At 36.4% G+C, this 15,064-nt stretch carries 11 protein-coding genes; 9 read left to right on the top strand and 2 right to left on the bottom strand.

Annotated elements, in window-relative coordinates; all coding sequences use genetic code 11:
* Positions 1-99 precede the first annotated feature (99 nt).
* The 9 genes from lepA (at position 100) to A9G12_RS08230 (ending at position 11,855) form a co-directional block, all read left to right on the top strand.
* Positions 100-1,896 (top strand): translation elongation factor 4, encoded by a 1,797-nt coding sequence (gene lepA / locus A9G12_RS08270; protein WP_065565366.1) that lies wholly within the window; start codon positions 100-102, stop codon positions 1,894-1,896.
* 20 nt (positions 1,897-1,916) lie between these two features.
* On the top strand, positions 1,917-2,918 hold the full coding sequence (gene lepB, locus A9G12_RS08265) for a signal peptidase I (protein ID WP_065565365.1): 1,002 nt from the start codon (positions 1,917-1,919) through the stop codon (positions 2,916-2,918).
* Positions 2,919-2,928: 10 nt separating this feature from the next.
* Positions 2,929-3,606, top strand: coding sequence for a ribonuclease III (gene rnc / locus A9G12_RS08260; RefSeq protein WP_442903481.1), 678 nt, complete (start codon positions 2,929-2,931; stop codon positions 3,604-3,606).
* A complete protein-coding gene (era, locus tag A9G12_RS08255) occupies positions 3,603-4,508 on the top strand; it encodes a GTPase Era (protein ID WP_065565363.1) in 906 nt (301 codons plus the stop codon). The genes rnc and era overlap by 4 nt, the downstream gene beginning before the upstream one ends.
* A 351-nt stretch (positions 4,509-4,859) precedes the next feature.
* Positions 4,860-6,452 carry a bifunctional phosphoribosylaminoimidazolecarboxamide formyltransferase/IMP cyclohydrolase gene (gene purH, locus A9G12_RS08250; RefSeq protein WP_065565362.1) on the top strand — a complete coding sequence of 531 codons (1,593 nt, stop codon included), beginning with the start codon at positions 4,860-4,862 and terminating at the stop codon, positions 6,450-6,452.
* A 119-nt stretch (positions 6,453-6,571) separates the two neighbouring features.
* Positions 6,572-7,864, top strand: coding sequence for a phosphoribosylamine--glycine ligase (gene purD / locus A9G12_RS08245; RefSeq protein WP_065565361.1), 1,293 nt, complete (start codon positions 6,572-6,574; stop codon positions 7,862-7,864).
* Between the two features lie 207 nt (positions 7,865-8,071).
* Complete coding sequence (gene rnr, locus A9G12_RS08240; protein ID WP_065565360.1) at positions 8,072-10,468, top strand: ribonuclease R; 2,397 nt, start codon at positions 8,072-8,074, stop codon at positions 10,466-10,468.
* Positions 10,469-11,218 carry a 23S rRNA (guanosine(2251)-2'-O)-methyltransferase RlmB gene (gene rlmB, locus A9G12_RS08235; protein WP_065565359.1) on the top strand — a complete coding sequence of 250 codons (750 nt, stop codon included), beginning with the start codon at positions 10,469-10,471 and terminating at the stop codon, positions 11,216-11,218.
* Positions 11,219-11,231: 13 nt separating this feature from the next.
* Positions 11,232-11,855, top strand: a complete 624-nt coding sequence (locus tag A9G12_RS08230) for a hypothetical protein (protein ID WP_065565358.1) — start codon at positions 11,232-11,234, stop codon at positions 11,853-11,855.
* A 71-nt stretch (positions 11,856-11,926) separates the two neighbouring features.
* Here the strand turns inward: A9G12_RS08230 and A9G12_RS08225 are convergent, their stop codons facing one another.
* Positions 11,927-13,387 carry a catalase gene (locus A9G12_RS08225; RefSeq protein ID WP_065565357.1) on the bottom strand — a complete coding sequence of 487 codons (1,461 nt, stop codon included), beginning with the start codon at positions 13,385-13,387 and terminating at the stop codon, positions 11,927-11,929.
* 486 nt (positions 13,388-13,873) lie between these two features.
* Positions 13,874-15,037, bottom strand: coding sequence for a cystathionine beta-lyase (gene metC, locus A9G12_RS08220; protein WP_141674129.1), 1,164 nt, complete (start codon positions 15,035-15,037; stop codon positions 13,874-13,876).
* Positions 15,038-15,064 lie beyond the last annotated feature (27 nt).

Below are 15,064 nucleotides of genomic sequence, written 5' to 3'. Positions count from 1 at the left end.
TTCTATTTTCTTTCGTGATTATTTAAAATATTATTTTTATAAGTGGTATTTTAGATAATTAACACTATATAACTAAAATACAAATTATAATTTATTGATATGAATAAAAATATCCGCAATTTTTCAATCATTGCTCATATTGACCATGGTAAATCAACGCTTTCGGACCGTATTATCCAAATTTGTGGCGGTCTTTCAGATCGTGAGATGGAAGCGCAAGTTTTAGATTCAATGGATCTGGAACGTGAACGAGGCATAACAATTAAAGCACAAAGCGTTACCTTAGATTACCATGCTAAAAATGGCCAAACATATCAGCTCAATTTTATTGATACGCCAGGTCATGTCGATTTTTCTTATGAAGTTTCACGTTCACTTGCTGCTTGTGAAGGGGCTTTACTCGTTGTTGATGCTGGTCAAGGTGTGGAAGCGCAAACTCTAGCTAATTGTTATACTGCTTTAGATATGAATCTTGAGGTGGTGCCTGTTCTTAATAAAATTGATTTACCTGCCGCAGAACCTGAACGTGTTGCCGAAGAGATTGAAGATATCGTCGGTATTGATGCCAGCAATGCCGTTCGTTGCTCAGCTAAAACTGGTGTTGGTGTAACTGATGTCCTAGAGCAATTAGTTAAAGATATTCCACCACCAGAAGGTCATACCGATGCCCCATTACAAGCACTGATTATTGATTCATGGTTTGATAATTATTTAGGTGTGGTTTCCTTAATTCGAATAAAGAACGGTGAACTCCGAAAAGACGATAAAATTAAAGTGATGAGTACAGGCATTACTTATAATGTTGATCGCTTGGGTATTTTCACACCTAAACAAGTGGATAAAGATTGTTTACATTGTGGTGAAGTAGGTTGGGTTGTTTGTGCAATTAAAGATATTTTAGGCGCTCCTGTTGGTGATACCTTAACTTTAGCACGTACACCTGCCGATAAACCACTTCCTGGATTTAAAAAGGTAAAACCTCAAGTGTACGCGGGTTTATTCCCGACTAGTTCAGATGATTATGAATCCTTTCGTGATGCACTAGGTAAATTAAGTTTGAATGACGCATCATTATTTTATGAACCAGAAAATTCTGGTGCTTTAGGTTTTGGATTTCGTTGTGGTTTCCTTGGTTTACTGCATATGGAAATCATCCAAGAACGCTTAGAACGTGAATATAACTTGGATCTCATTACCACAGCACCAACCGTGGTTTATGAAGTATTAACCACATCAAATGAAATAATTTATGTTGACAGCCCAGCAAAACTACCGGCTGTGAATAATATTCAGGAATTACGAGAACCTATTGCTGAGTGTAATATACTCGTTCCTCAGAATTATTTAGGCAACGTGATTACTTTATGTGTTGAGAAGCGAGGTGTACAAACTCACATGGTTTATCACGGTAACCAAGTTGCCTTAACATATGAAATACCAATGACAGAAGTAGTATTGGATTTTTTTGATAAATTGAAATCTACTTCTCGGGGTTATGCGTCCTTAGATTATAGCTTTAAGCGTTTTCAAGTTGCCGATATGGTTCGTCTGGATGTGCTTATTAATGGTGAACGTGTCGATGCTTTAGCTTTAATAACGCATAGAGATAATGCTGCTTATCGTGGACGTGAATTAGTCGAAAAAATGAAAGATCTTATTCCTCGTCAACAATTTGATATCGCAATCCAAGCAGCTATTGGTAATCATATTATTGCTCGTTCTACAGTTAAACAGCTACGTAAAAACGTTTTAGCCAAATGTTATGGTGGTGACGTTAGTCGTAAAAAGAAACTTTTACAGAAGCAAAAAGAAGGTAAAAAACGCATGAAACAAGTTGGTAATGTTGAGTTACCACAAGAAGCATTTTTAGCTATTTTGCATGTAGGAAAAGATTAATCAGTTAAAGAGGAAAAAAAATGGCTGGAACATTTGCCATCATATTAACATTAGCTACATTTATTACCGCAATTTTTTGGTTTCTAGAAAAGTTCAAATGGAAACCAGAAAGACAACGTAAAGTTGAAGCCGTACGTCAACAAACTAATGGTGAAGTTGATGGGAAAGTACTTGCTGAAGTCGGTAAACCTAAAGGTTGGGTAGAAAGTTTAGCCTCTTTTTTCCCTGTTTTATTTGTGGTATTTGTGATTCGTTCTTTTTTATTGGAACCTTTTCAAATTCCATCCGGTTCAATGATTCAAACATTGTTAATTGGTGATTTTATTGCTGTGCAAAAATATTCATATGGCTTACGTGATCCGATTACCAATACTGTATTGATTTCTACCGGGCATCCACAACGTGGTGAGGTGGCAGTATTTAAGCATCCCAATGATTCACAGTTGGATTTGATTAAACGCGTGGTAGGAATCCCTGGTGATAAAATTGTTTACCTTGTCAAAGAGAAAAAGCTTGTTATCTATCCAGCTTGCCAATCATCAGATGAGAATTGTGTGGGGCAACAATCAATGCCTCTTGATTTGCATTATAGTGATCCGGAAATGAGTAATTGGAAAGAGGTACATAAAAATTATAGGTCAAATCCTAGTTTCTATACCTCAGAACAGTATGCAAGTAAAGGTATTGCAGCTTCAAATCCTTTAGCAACACTGAATATGGAAATACAAAAAGAAACCTTAGGTAATGTGACTCACGATATTTTAACAACTCAAGGGACACAAGAAGACATTAGTCGTTTTTATCATCAAAATGGTCAACCAATAGCTACGTGGGTAGTACCTGAAGGTCACTATTTCATGATGGGTGATAATCGCGATAATAGTGGTGACAGCCGTTACTTCGGTTTTGTCCCTGAAGGTAATTTTGTTGGTAAAGCTGTAGCAATTTGGATGAGTTTTGAAAAACAACCTGATGAATGGCCAACGGGTATTCGATTTAACCGTATTGGTAGCATACACTAGTTGTGTAACTATTATGAAAAAATTTAGTCAAATACAACAAGCATTAGGCTATAAATTCAAAAACCTTACATTACTTGAATTAGCACTAACTCATCGTAGTGCTAATAAAATTCATAATGAGCGTTTAGAATTTTTAGGCGATTCTATTTTAAGTTTTGTGATAGCTGATGAACTTTATCACCGTTTTGTAAAACAAGATGAAGGTGATTTGAGCCAAATGCGAGCTACCTTAGTTTGTGGCCAAACCTTAGCAGTGATAGGGAAAAATTTTAAACTAGGTGATTATTTAATCCTTGGTCAAGGTGAATTAAAAAGTGGTGGATTTCGCCGTGAATCAATTATTTCTGATGCGGTAGAAGCAATCATTGGTGCTATTTATTTAGATAGTGATATTGAAACTATACGTCAATTAATTTTATCTTGGTACCAGTCTCGATTGGATGAAATAAAACCAGGAATTAAACAGAAAGACGCCAAAACCCGTCTGCAAGAATATTTGCAAGGTATTCATCATCCACGCCCATGTTACTTGATTCTTGAAGTCACTGGTGATAATCACGAACAAGAATTCTTGATCCAATGTAAAATTGACAATGATAGTCATGAATATTTGGGACGGGGTTTAAGTCGTCGTAAAGCAGAACAAGCTGCTGCTCAAGAAGCACTAAACCAATTAGGTATAAAATGACAGATATAAAACAACATTGTGGATTTGTTGCCATTGTTGGTAGACCAAATGTAGGTAAGTCAACATTATTAAATCAACTATTAGGTCAAAAAATTTCGATTACCTCTCGTAAGGCTCAAACTACCCGTCATCGAATTATTGGCATTGATACCCAAGATAATGATCAGGTGATCTATATTGATACTCCTGGACTGCATATCGAAGAAAAACGAGCAATTAACCGACTCATGAATCGAGCAGCAAGTAGCTCGATAGGTGATGTTGAATTGGTTATTTTTGTCGTTGAAGGTACTCATTGGAATGATGACGATGAAATGGTGGCTAATAAATTAAAAGGGTGTAAATGCCCAGTGTTATTAGTTATTAATAAAATCGATAATGTCATCGATAAAACCCAATTATTACCACATATTCAAGAAATTAGCCAAAAAATTAATTTTCTGGATGTAGTACCAATTAGCGCCGAAAAAGGTGAAGGTATAGATATAATCAAAGATATTGTAAAAAAACACTTACCCGAAGGGGAACATCATTTCCCTGAAGATTATATTACCGACCGCTCACAACGCTTTATGGCATCAGAAATTATTCGTGAAAAACTAATGCGTTTTTTAGGGGATGAATTACCTTATTCTGTAACCGTTGAAATAGAACAATTCAAAGTTGATGAACGAACCGGCATGTATCGTATTAATGGTCTTATTTTAGTTGAACGTGATGGGCAAAAGAAAATGGTCATCGGCAATAAAGGCGAAAAAATCAAAAAAATTGGTATTGAAGCACGTAAAGACATGCAATCCTTCTTTGATAATAAAGTCCATTTAGAACTTTGGGTGAAAGTGAAAGCAGGATGGGCTGACGACGAGCGTGCTTTACGTAGTTTAGGTTATAGTGATGACTAGTAAATAGGAATAATCATTAGCAATTATTATCAATTAGATACAATAAATATATTAATAAAATTAATACTAATAGCAAAGTTAAAATCGAATTATAGTTAGTAAAATATTACTCATTTTTTATAAAAAATTACTTTGAATACCTTTCAAAAAAATCAACTAATGGGTAATAATTTGCGTAAGTAAGGAAACATAGTAAACGTATATTTAAAATAGATAGTTGTATGTTTATTTACAATAATTACTAGTTTTTATATTAGATCATATTAAGTAAAACTAAACATCCATTGTTGTTTTATATATAATATTTATTTTCTAGAATTGGATGTTAACTATCAACTTCGGAGCCTTTTCATGCAACAGTATCGTCCTATTCGTCGAGTCTTACTTAGTGTGTCCGACAAAACTGGAATAATAGAATTTGCCCAAGCGTTATCTCAACGAAATGTAGAACTCTTATCAACAGGTGGTACAGCTAAGCTACTAATGGAACATCAAATCCCAGTGATCGAAGTAGCGGATTATACTGGCTTTCCGGAAATGATGGATGGCAGAGTAAAAACTTTACATCCTAAAATCCATGGTGCTATATTAGGGCGACGAGGCGTTGATGATGCAATAATGCAGCAACATCAGATTAAACCAATTGATATGGTTGTGGTTAATTTGTATCCGTTTGCTCAAACAGTAGCTAAAACCAATTGCACATTAGAGGATGCCGTTGAAAATATAGATATTGGTGGGCCCACAATGGTTCGATCCGCGGCAAAAAACCATAAAGATGTAGCCATTGTCGTTGATTGTAATGATTATACCAATATTATTGCTATGATGGATGGTAATCAAAACTCCCTCTCCTTAGAATATCGTTTTAATTTAGCGATCAAAGCTTTTGAACACACAGCAAAATACGATGGCATGATCGCTAATTATTTTGGTCAATTAGTTCCACCTTATTTTGGTGAAACAGACAAGCTGGCTGGTGAATTTCCGAGGACATTAAATCTGCAATTTATTAAAAAACAGAATATGCGTTATGGCGAAAATGCTCACCAAGGAGCAGCTTTTTACATTGAAGATGGTGTAAAAGAAGCTTGTATTGCCACAGCTAAACAGCTACAAGGTAAAGAGCTTTCTTATAATAATATTGCTGATACTGATGCTGCACTTGAATGTGTGAAAACCTTTAGTGAACCAGCCTGTGTGATTGTAAAACATGCTAACCCATGCGGTGTGGCAACTAGTGATACAATCTTAAATGCTTATTTGCGTGCATTTAAAACCGATCCAACTTCAGCTTTTGGTGGCATTATTGCATTCAATCGCACTTTAGATGCCGAAACAGCGCGAACCATTGTCGACCAACAATTTGTTGAAGTAATTATTGCACCATCGGTTAGCCAAGAAGCATTGGCTATTACAGCTGCTAAAAAGAATGTCAGGGTGCTTGAATGTGGCGAATGGTCGAATTCATCCATAAAAAGTTTAGATTTTAAACGTGTAAATGGTGGATTATTAGTTCAAGATCGTGATTTAGGAATGGTGTCTGAAGCAGATTTAAAAGTGGTTACTAACCGGCAACCAACAAGCAAAGAACTTGCTGATGCTCTGTTTTGTTGGAAAGTTGCTAAATTTGTTAAATCCAATGCGATTGTGTATGCAAAAGATAACATGACAATTGGAATTGGAGCAGGGCAAATGAGTCGGGTTTATTCAGCAAAAATTGCTGGCATAAAAGCTACTGATGAAAATTTAGAAGTAGCAGGTTCAGTGGTTGCTTCAGATGCCTTTTTCCCATTTAGAGATGGTATTGATGCCGCTGCAGCAGTTGGAGTTACTTGTGTGATCCAACCAGGGGGATCTATCCGTGATGATGAAGTAATTCAAGCTGCAAATGAACATAATATTGCCATGATTTTTACGAATATGCGTCATTTTAGGCATTAATATTTTGAGATTGGTTTAATTAATTGGTATCAAGAAACAACATAAATTTCAGTACCTAGTTTTATAAAACTCTATCTATTTATTTTCTCTGGCAAAGGGAAGTATTTAAAGGATCTTGTATGAAAGTATTAGTTATTGGAAATGGCGGTCGTGAACATGCACTTGCTTGGAAGGTGGCACAGTCCCCATTAGTTACAAGAGTTTTTGTTGCCCCGGGTAACGCCGGTACAGCGCTTGAACCAACACTAGAGAACATCAATATTAAAGCAACTGATGTTGGTGGATTGCTAAATTTTGCCCAACAACAGCAAATTGATTTAACCATTGTAGGTCCGGAAGCTCCCTTAGTTATTGGTGTGGTTGATAGTTTTCAAAAAGCAGGCCTGAAAATTTTTGGTCCGTCAAAATCAGCCGCTCAGCTAGAAGGTTCTAAAGCCTTTACCAAAGATTTTCTGGCTAGACATAAAATCCCTACGGCAGAATATCAAAATTTTACCGAAGTAGATCCTGCAATTGCTTATATTCGTGAAAAAGGTGCGCCAATTGTTATCAAAGCGGACGGACTTGCTGCTGGTAAAGGTGTTATAGTTGCCACAACACTTAAAGAAGCTGAAGAAGCAGTACATGACATGTTGGCAGGCAATGCATTTGGAGATGCGGGACATCGAGTTGTTGTTGAAGAATTTCTTGATGGAGAAGAAGCCAGTTTTATCGTCATGGTTGATGGTAAACATGTTGAACCTATGGCAACCAGTCAAGATCATAAACGAGTTGGTGATGGTGATACCGGATTAAATACCGGTGGTATGGGGGCCTATTCACCGGCACCAGTAGTAACTGATGAAGTTTTTACTCGAGTGATGGATGAAATTATCTATCCTACCGTCAAGGGTATGGCAGAGGAAGGCAATGTGTATGTTGGTTTTTTATATGCCGGTTTAATGATTGACAAACAGGGCAATCCCAAAGTTATTGAATTTAATTGTCGTTTTGGTGATCCAGAAACCCAACCAATCATTATGCGATTGCAGTCGGATTTGGTTGAACTTTGTTTAGCAGCAGTTGAAGGTAAATTAGATACAGTAAAATCCCAATGGGATCCAAGACCAGCTTTAGGCGTTGTTATGGCTGCTGGTGGTTATCCTGGTGAATATAACACCCAAAACGTAATTATTGGTTTACCGGAAGAATCAACTGCTGATTGTAAAATATTCCATGCTGGGACTAGCTTAGAAAAAGGACGAGTATATACCAATGGTGGTAGAGTGCTTTGTGTCACGGCATTAGGTAATACTGTTTATGAAGCACAACAAAGAGCCTATGAACAAATTAAACATATTTATTGGCATGGTTGCTTTTATCGTCATGATATTGGCTATCGTGCAATTGACAGGGAAAAAAGACAAGCATAAAAATATAATTGTTATTAATCAATTAAATAACTTAATGGCGCTATTTAGCGCCATATTTTTTGTAAAAATGTTTCAGGAGTGGTATACGTTTAAGTATTGTTAACCTGTTTCAAGCATATTACTAATAGTTAATAAATTGAATGTAGATTTTAAGTTATCTAACTCTATGCTATGCTTAATCTAATATTTGCTCAAAGGAAATTGCTCATGATAAAAGATCCTTTTTATGATCGAGAAGCTAAGAAATATGAATCTCCAATAGCTAGTCGAGAACTTATTCTAGATTATCTCACTAAAGAAGCAAAACCTGCTAATTTAGAAAAAATTGCTCAAGCGATGTCAATCAACAATGACGTACAAAAAGAGGCTTTACATCGCCGCTTACGTGCTATGGAACGTGATGGACAAGTGGTGTTTACTCGGCGTAAATGTTATGCCTTACCTGAGAAATTTGATATGGTGAAAGGCAGTGTAATAGCCCACCGTGATGGTTTTGGATTTTTGCGGGTTGAAGGTAAGCCTGAAGATTACTATTTATCACCAGAGCAGATGAAAAAGGTGTTACAAGGTGATGTTATTTTAGCGCAACCGATAGGAAGCCAATATCGAGGTAAAACAGAAGCCCGTGTGGTGCGTATTTTAGAACCGCGTAGCAATCAAATCGTTGGCCGATATTTTATCGAACAAGGCATCGGTTTTGTAGTGCCGGATGATAGTCGTTTAAATTTTGATATATTAGTAGCGGGTAAGCCAGACCGAACTGTGCGCATGGGTTCGGTAGTGGTCATTGAATTACAACAACGACCAGAACGTCGACAAAAAGCTGTAGGTATAATTAAAGAAGTACTTGGCGAAATAATGGGCACTAATTTAGCCATTGATATAGCTTTACGTAATCATGAAATTCCTTATGAATTTCCTAAAGCAGTTGAAAAAGAAGCTAGTAAATTCACCGAACAAGTCCCGGAAAGTGCCAAAAAAGGACGCAAAGATCTGCGCGATTTACCGTTAGTTACCATCGATGGCGAGGACGCACGTGATTTTGATGACGCTGTGTTTTGCCAAAAAAATCGTGGTGGCGGTTACCGTTTATGGGTCGCTATTGCCGATGTGAGTTATTATGTTAGACTAGGTAAGGCAATCGATAAAGAAGCTTGTGCACGAGGAACATCAGTTTATTTCCCATCTCGGGTTATTCCAATGTTACCTGAAGTATTATCTAACGGTCTTTGTTCTTTAAATCCACAAGTTGATCGTTTATGTTTAGTTTGTGAAATGACCGTGTCTAATAAAGGTCGTTTGACTGGCTATCAATTTTATGAAGCAGTAATGAACTCGCATGCGCGCTTGACTTATACTAAAGTCGCCAAAATCTTACAAGGGGACGAGGAATTACGTCAACATTACCATGATTTAGTCCCGCATCTCGAAAATCTATATGGATTATATAAAGTACTCGATAAAGCGCGTGTGGTGCGTGGTGCTATTGCTTTTGAATCGCAAGAGCCGAAATTTATATTTAATGCTGATAAACGTATCGAAAGTATAGAAATGGCAGAGCGCAATGATGCGCATAAAATTATTGAAGAATGCATGATTTTAGCCAATGTTGCTGCAGCTAAATTAGTCATAAATGCCGAGATACCTTCTCTATTTCGTGTCCATGATAGGCCGGATGAAGAACGTATGAATAATTTACGTAATATTCTAAGTGAATTAGGACTAACACTGGATGGTGGAGCTAAACCTCAACCTAAAGATGTGGCGCAATTAATGCAAACAGTAGAAACTCGTCCGGATTGCGATATGCTACAAACCGTTATTTTACGCTCAATGAGGCAAGCTATATATGACCCTGAAAATCGCGGGCATTTTGGTTTGGCACTCGATGAATATGCGCATTTCACTTCCCCAATTCGTCGTTATCCGGATTTATTGTTGCATCGCGCAATTAAATGGGTGTTAGCTAATGAAAAACATAAGACCAGCAAAACCGGTGGTCATCGTTATAATACCAGCGAGATGCTCTATTTTGGTGAACATTGTTCAATGACTGAACGTCGTGCTGACGAGGCGGTTCGTGACGTTGTTGATTGGCTCAAATGTGATTATATGCAAGATCATGTTGGTGAAGTGTATAATGGCACTATTTCTAGTGTGGTTAATTTCGGCTTTTTTGTGCGTCTTGATGATTTGTTTATAGATGGACTGGTACATGTGTCATCGTTAGAAAATGACTATTATAGCTTTGATGCTTCACGTAACCGTTTGCTAGGTGAAAATACTCATTTTAGTTACCGTTTAGGTGATAAAGTAAAGGTGAAAGTGGATAACGTCAATCCTGAAGAGCGCAAAATTGATTTTTCATTAGTTGATAGTAATAATAAACCACAACGCCAAGGTAAAACGGCAAAAGATAAAAGCAAACAAAATGCAAATAAGAATAATGTTGATGCTGTTATAAAACGTAAAAGTAAAGCCGCTACTAACAAAAAAAGTGTAAAATCAGGTAGTAAAGCTAATAGTAAAACTGACAACAAAAGTAAAAATAAAAAACGCGTAAAAAGCAAACAAAGTAATAAAAAGACAAAGAGTAAAAAATAGATGAGTGAAACTGTTTATGGTATTCATGCGATTGAGGCATTACTCGCGCGTGCACCAGAAAGGATTATTGAAGTATTTATCGCTAAAGGTCGTGAAGATAAACGTCTTACAGCCGTTGTGTGTGAACTTGAACAACTCGGTTTGCCAGTTAAAGTGACTAATCGCCAATGGTTAGATGAAAAAACGCGTAATGGTGTGCATCAAGGTATTTTAGCTTTAGTAAAACAAAGTCGCGGCTATCAAGAAAACGATATTCCATTACTTATGCAACAAAGCAAACAGCCAGTTATTTTAATTTTAGATGGTGTTACCGATCCGCATAACTTGGGCGCTTGTATTCGTACCGCCGATGCCTCAGGGGTTGATTTGATCATCGTACCCAAAGATCGTTCAGCACCACTTAATTCGACAGCCCAAAAAGTAGCATGTGGCGCAGCCGAGAGTGTGCCGGTAGTACGGGTAACTAATTTGGCACGTACTATGCGCATGTTACAAGATGAGTTTCAAGTATGGATTGTCGGTACAGCCGGTGAAGCAGATAAAACACTTTATCAAACCGATTTTTATAAAACATCATCAATACCACTAGCTTTGGTTATGGGCGCCGAAGGAGAGGGCATGCGCCGCTTGACTAAAGAACACTGTGATGAGTTAGTTAGTATCCCTATGGCGGGCATTGTGTCATCCCTTAATGTGTCAGTGGCAACAGGAATTTGCTTATTTGAAATAGTTAGGCAAAAAAATAAATAACAAGGAAAATTAAATGCTAGGATTGCTAAAAAAAATTTTACCCCAAAAACAAAAGAATCGACAATTATCAGAACGTGATTTAAATGGCCGTGATCATGTTGGTTACCCGACCCTTCAATTATCACGTGAAATTGATGATTTGGTGAAAAAAAAGTATAGCTCAATAAAACCTATTATAAAATTGTATAAAGAAACACTATTTTTTAAATGGGGACCAAATATTATCAATAATGCACTTACTGATGAGCAGTTAGCTAATTTATCAGGACGTAATGTGCAAATGGTTTATTTGTTACTTTTTCGTGATATGTTAAGGCATGTTTCTAAAATAGTTACACCTAAATATGCAACTGAGAATTGGTCGGAATTATTTGCACAAGAGATATTAGATGCTTGTAAAATGCTTAGTGATACAGATGATAATGATATTACAATAAAGCAGCAACTCTTTGCTAGTAACGAGTTATTTACAGTTGATACTCCTATAGATGATCAGAATCCAGAAAATACCGAAATTCCTGCATGGGCTGCGCCAATTGCTGAGTTAATTATGTTGCCACCAGATATGATTTATAAGTGCCATCGCCCTTTAATGACAGTAATTTTGGAAAAATTGAAAAAAAATAAAAAGAAATAATCGCTTAACTATTAAGCTGTTACTCGATTAAACATGCCGACTAAACTTAGTCGGCATGTTTATAGTACTAATTAGCTTTTGATTAACGAAACATCAATACCTAACCCTTGGGCAATGCCTTGTCCATAATCGGGATGAACTTTGTAAAAGTGTTTTAGCTGTCTAATTTGAATATCACGATCAACATTTCTCATCGATCCAATAATATTATCAATTAACAACTGTTTCTGTTCAGGTTTCATTAAATTGAATAGTGCGCGCGGTTGCGAATAATAATCTTCATCGACACGATGATTATGGCGATCCATAGTACCATTTGGAATTGTTAATGGTGGTTCGGCAAATTGTGGTTGTTGTTTGGGTGCACTATCAATACTATTGGGCTCATAGTTAGGTGCATTGTCAGGACTATAAAAATGCATAGCACCGTCACGTTGATAATTATGTACCGGGCACTTAGGCGCATTAATTGGTAATTGTTGGTAATTAGTACCAATACGGTAGCGATGAGCATCGGCATAAGCAAAAAGTCGGCCTTGCAACATTTTATCAGGTGATAATCCTATGCCTGGGACTACATTACTTGGTTCAAATGCTGATTGTTCAACTTCGGCAAAATAATTTTCTGGATTGCGATTTAATTCCATTACACCAACTTCAATTAATGGATATTCTTGTTGTGACCAAACTTTAGTAACATCAAACGGGTTTTCCGGATGATTATTAGCTTGTTCTTCGGTCATTATTTGCATATAAAGTCGCCATTTTGGAAAATCACCATGTTCAATAGCTTTAAATAAATCTTCTTGGGCCGAATCAGGATTAGTACCGTCCAATTCTGCTGCTCTTTTTGGATGAATATTTTTGATACCTTGTTCAGTTCTAAAATGCCATTTAACCCAAAATCTAATACCGTCAGAATTAATCACACTATAGGTATGACTACCATAACCATGCATATGTCGATAACCATCAGGTATACCTCGATCTGAAAACAGGATAGTTACTTGGTGTAGCGATTCAGGCGATAATGACCAAAAATCCCACATCATTTGCGGATCTTTCAAATTAGTTTTAGGATCACGTTTTTGGGTATGAATAAAATCAGGGAATTTTAAAGCATCGCGGATGAAAAATACCGGAGTATTGTTACCAACAATATCCCAGTTACCTTGATCGGTATAGAATTTTACGGAAAATCCTCGTGGGTCACGAGCGGTATCAGATGAACCGCGTTCACCACCAACAGTTGAAAATCTTGCAAAAACAGGCGTTTTTTTACCGATATTGGCAAATAGACTAGCATAAGAATATTTGGTGATATCATTTGTTACTGTGAAGATTCCATGGGCACCGGAACCTTTAGCATGTACGCGGCGTTCAGGAATATTCTCACGATTAAAATGAGCTAGTTTTTCGATTAGTTGATAATCATCAATTAACACCGGACCACGGGGACCAGCACTACGAGAATTTTGATTATCGGCGATTGGAGCACCATTATTAGTGGTTAGTACTTTTTTTTCTGACATTGCAACACTCCTTTTTTTATTAAAAGAACCTTAATAGAATTGAATACTCAGTAAATTGAATATTAAATTCCTAAGGCTTAGGTATAGAAAAGTAGAGAGTGGTAAAAAAAGACAATTTCGAATTATTATGTTGTATACTGTAAAAAATTATATCTTAATTTTCAAGAACTATATTATTTATTTACAATAGTTAATTTTATCTTACTAAATTAGGTTTTAATTTTAGAAAACTATGGTTATGGTTTGTTTAATAACAGTAAAAATGCGAATTATTTTTAGCTAGCTATTAGTTAGGTGATAGGATTTAAACCTAAATAATTTTAGGTAATTATACATGCCAAGGTTTACTCGCTGCTTTTCTAATTCTCGCTAGCTAACCTCGGCAATTTTTAATTTTAAAGTAATTAACGGAAGACAATTTAACAAAATCTGTATAAAAGTGGCATAAAACAGAAAGTGGAACTTTTATTCCACTTTTTGCTTTTTTTAATTTTTCAGGCGATTAAATCCTTGAGCTAAATCTGATTTGAGATCATCCATATCTTCAAGTCCGATTTGTAATCTAATTGTTAATCCACCAGGATTCCATTTAGTTACAGTGCGATAGCTACTACAATCAAATGGAATAATTAAACTTTCAAAACCACCCCATGAGAAACCAAGCCCAAATATTGACATATTATCCAGCATATTTGCTAAATTTTGATGTGTATATTTAGGATCTAATACAACCGAAAATAAACCTGATGACCCAGTAAAATCGCGTTTCCAAATTTCATGTCCTTGGCAATCAGGTAATGCAGGATGAAGAACTTTGAGTATTTCTGGGCGATCTTTTAACCAATGAGCCATTTCAAGTCCGCGTTTTTCAGCTTCTTTGAGTCTTAAATGCATCGTTCGCAAACCACGAAGTGCTAAAAAGCAATCTTCAGCACCCGGAAGCATTGACATATAATCATAAGTTGCACGTAGTGCTGGCCAAGTCTCTTTATTAGCAGATACAACTCCCATCAATAAATCGGAATGCCCACCTAAATATTTTGTTCCAGCTTCCAATGATAAATCTACACCATGCTCATGTGCTTTAAAAAATAGTGGTGTAGCCCAAGTATTATCAATAATAGTTTTAATACCATATTTTTTAGCTACACTGACAATTGCTGGTACATCTTGAATTTCAAAACTTTGTGATCCGGGAGATTCTAAAAATATTGTGGATGTGTTAGGTTTGATTAAAGTTTCAATATCCAAACCTATAAGTGGATCATAATAGCTGACTTCAACCCCATATTTTATCATCATATTATTACAAAAATTTCTTGATGGACGATAAACACTATCAGGCATCAATAGATGATCACCCGCTTTTGTTGTGGTAAACAGTGCTAAAGCAATTGCCCCAAGTCCTGATGGAGATAACACCGTTCCAGCCGCACCAGCAAGTTCACTCCAAGCATTTTCAAGATTAGCAATTGTTGGTGTACCTGCAGTACCATAATTGAAAACAGCATTATCGTTTTCAATGTCGCTTACAGTATTAAATATAACAGTTGACCCACGATAGGTTGGGCAATTCACAAAACCATATTGTTCATTAGGATTACGTCCTAATTGTGTCAATTTAGTACTGACTTGAAAATTATTCTTCATTTTATACTCCATAATATTTTATTGTTG

Source organism: Gilliamella sp. wkB112 (assembly GCF_001690685.1).
GTDB lineage: Bacteria > Pseudomonadota > Gammaproteobacteria > Enterobacterales > Orbaceae > Gilliamella > Gilliamella apicola_J.
Note: the sequence above shows the minus strand (reverse complement) of the source record. Positions and strands in the feature narration are given on the sequence as shown.

What these genes read in the sequence shown, in the direction of transcription:
- lepA (WP_065565366.1), top strand. Translation starts at nt 100, where the DNA reads ATGAATAAAAATATCCGCAATTTTTCAATCATTGCTCATATTGACCAT.
- lepB (WP_065565365.1), top strand. Translation starts at nt 1,917, where the DNA reads ATGGCTGGAACATTTGCCATCATATTAACATTAGCTACATTTATTACC.
- era (WP_065565363.1), top strand. Translation starts at nt 3,603, where the DNA reads ATGACAGATATAAAACAACATTGTGGATTTGTTGCCATTGTTGGTAGA.
- purH (WP_065565362.1), top strand. Translation starts at nt 4,860, where the DNA reads ATGCAACAGTATCGTCCTATTCGTCGAGTCTTACTTAGTGTGTCCGAC.
- purD (WP_065565361.1), top strand. Translation starts at nt 6,572, where the DNA reads ATGAAAGTATTAGTTATTGGAAATGGCGGTCGTGAACATGCACTTGCT.
- rnr (WP_065565360.1), top strand. Translation starts at nt 8,072, where the DNA reads ATGATAAAAGATCCTTTTTATGATCGAGAAGCTAAGAAATATGAATCT.
- rlmB (WP_065565359.1), top strand. Translation starts at nt 10,469, where the DNA reads ATGAGTGAAACTGTTTATGGTATTCATGCGATTGAGGCATTACTCGCG.
- A9G12_RS08230 (WP_065565358.1), top strand. Translation starts at nt 11,232, where the DNA reads ATGCTAGGATTGCTAAAAAAAATTTTACCCCAAAAACAAAAGAATCGA.
- A9G12_RS08225 (WP_065565357.1), bottom strand. Translation starts at nt 13,387, where the DNA reads ATGTCAGAAAAAAAAGTACTAACCACTAATAATGGTGCTCCAATCGCC.
- metC (WP_141674129.1), bottom strand. Translation starts at nt 15,037, where the DNA reads ATGAAGAATAATTTTCAAGTCAGTACTAAATTGACACAATTAGGACGT.